The 1,979-nt window shown below is 56.7% G+C and carries 2 protein-coding genes; both read right to left on the bottom strand.

The genetic code is table 11. The features are described 5' to 3' along the window. Positions 1-4: 4 nt before the first annotated feature. Positions 5-1,516 carry an IS66 family transposase gene (gene tnpC, locus QRN20_RS07880; protein ID WP_122412760.1) on the bottom strand — a complete coding sequence of 504 codons (1,512 nt, stop codon included), beginning with the start codon at positions 1,514-1,516 and terminating at the stop codon, positions 5-7. An 18-nt stretch (positions 1,517-1,534) separates the two neighbouring features. Beyond that, positions 1,535-1,894, bottom strand: a complete 360-nt coding sequence (gene tnpB, locus QRN20_RS07875; RefSeq protein ID WP_240994282.1) for an IS66 family insertion sequence element accessory protein TnpB — start codon at positions 1,892-1,894, stop codon at positions 1,535-1,537. Positions 1,895-1,979 lie beyond the last annotated feature (85 nt).

The following is a 1,979-nucleotide window of genomic DNA, read 5'->3' as shown; positions in this document are numbered from 1 at the left end:
GCGCTTAGCTGTGAAGTCGAGGTTCGCAGTTCCACGGCAGCAAGGCTTCGTAATCGTCAACCGATGTCGCCGTTGGCAGGCGTTCCAGTGCGTGGCGCAGCCACGCATAGGGCTCTTGGCCGTTGGCTTTAGCCGTCTCAACCAAACTATAAAGTTGAGCGCTGGCCATCGCGCCTTTGGGCGTGTCGCTGAACAGCCAGTTCTTGCGCCCGATAACGAAGGGTCTGATCGCACGCTCTGCCGCATTGTTGTCGATCGGCAAGTAACCGGCTTCGGTGTAGCGCACCAGCTTGATCCAGTTACTGGCCAGGTAGCTGATGGCTTTGCCCAGCGCATTTTGCGCCGTCACTTGTGGCTGCGTTTTCTCCAGCCATGCGTGCAACTGCTTCAGCACCGGTAGGCTGTTTTGCTGTCGGCTTTCGTGGCGATGTTCATCGCCGACTTCTTTTAAATCTCGTTCGATACCATACAGCTTGTTGATCAGGTTCAGCGCGATATCGGCACGCCCCGTTTTACCTTTGGGCTGCACTTTCTGTGCTTCAACAAACTTGCGTCGAGCATGCGCCCAGCAGCCTAGACGCTCGACTCCGGTTTGGGCGCCCAAGGCGTTGTAACCGGCGTAATCATCGGTCATTACGTAACCGCGATAACCCTCGAGCAGGCGCGTTGGCACCTCCTGCGCCCGGCTGGTGGAGTAGTCAAAAAGGATGACCGGCCTATCCGGTGGGCCGCCGGTTTGCACCCACATCCAGGATTGGCTACTCGGTTCTCGATCTGGTTCTTTCAGCACTTGCACGCGCGTTTCGTCGCAGTGGATGACGCGGCTTTCCAGTAGCCGGTCGCGCATCAAATTCAGCAGCGGCTGGAAGTGTTCGCCGCACTGGATCACCCAGCGAGCGAGGGTTTGGCGGGGGATATCAATGCCGTGGCGGCCCAGTACTTTTTCAAATCGATGAAGCGGTAAACCGTCAACGTATTTGGTAGTCAGCAACATCGCCAGAACGCTGGGGCTGGCCATGCTCTTTTCAATCAGTTGAGCTGGCTTGTCTGCTGTGACGGGTGCCGTTTCGCAGTCGCGGCAGCCATAGACTTTACGAACATGCTTGATGACCCGGATCTGCATCGGCACGATTTCAAGCTGCTCGCTGACTTCCTCGCCAATGGCGTGTTTGCGGCAGCCGCAGACGCAAGTCAGTTCATGCTCGGGAAGTTCGTGGATGACTTCGATGCGCGGCAGGTCGGCAGGCAGTGGCTTGCGTTTGCCACGGCGCTTAGCGGGGGCGACAACCTCTTCTTCAGCGTTTTCGTCGGTAGCTTCGACGACGCTTTCGGCTTCGTTGAAGAGCGCCAACTGCGGTGTAGCCGGATCGGCTGTTTGCTCGGACTTGCGTCCGAACAAGCGCTGGCGCAGCAATGCGTTCTCTTCTTCTAGAAAACCGACCCGCGACTGCATCTTCGCAAGCATTTTCTTGAGCAGTTGGAGATCGTCGGGAAGGTTGTCGGGCATGGATTTCATGCCCTGGATTATACCGAATCAGGCCACGAATCGCGGCGTCAGAACCTGATGGGGACGGTTACGCCAGAGGTCAAAACCGTCGAGCAGCCAGTTCAGTTCCTGAGCGGTCAGGACAATCGCCTCGTCGGTGGCATCGGGCGATGTTTTGAATCGCTCCGATTCCAGGCGTTTGAGCCAAAGGCAGAAGCCGTTGCGCTCCCAGTACAAGATTTTCACTCGGTTGCGCGGCTTGTTGAGGAAAACGAAAAGTACCGGGTCGAACACGGCAATCTTGATATCCAGTTCGACCAGAGCAGCCAGTCCGTCGATGGATTTTCGAAAGTCCACAGGTTTGGGGTAGAGGTACACTTTTTCGACTTTGGCATCGGGTCGCATCATGGTCGATGGGCTCCTGAGAGAATCGGGAGCCCAGCATCTGGCATTAGCTTAGTGCTTTGAATGTGGGGTTTATGGAGCGGTTACG

The sequence above is a fragment of the Pseudomonas sp. fls2-241-TYG-175 genome, assembly GCF_030209155.1.
Classification (GTDB): Bacteria; Pseudomonadota; Gammaproteobacteria; order Pseudomonadales; family Pseudomonadaceae; genus Aquipseudomonas; species Aquipseudomonas viridiflava.
This window is presented reverse-complemented; position numbering and strand designations above follow the sequence as displayed.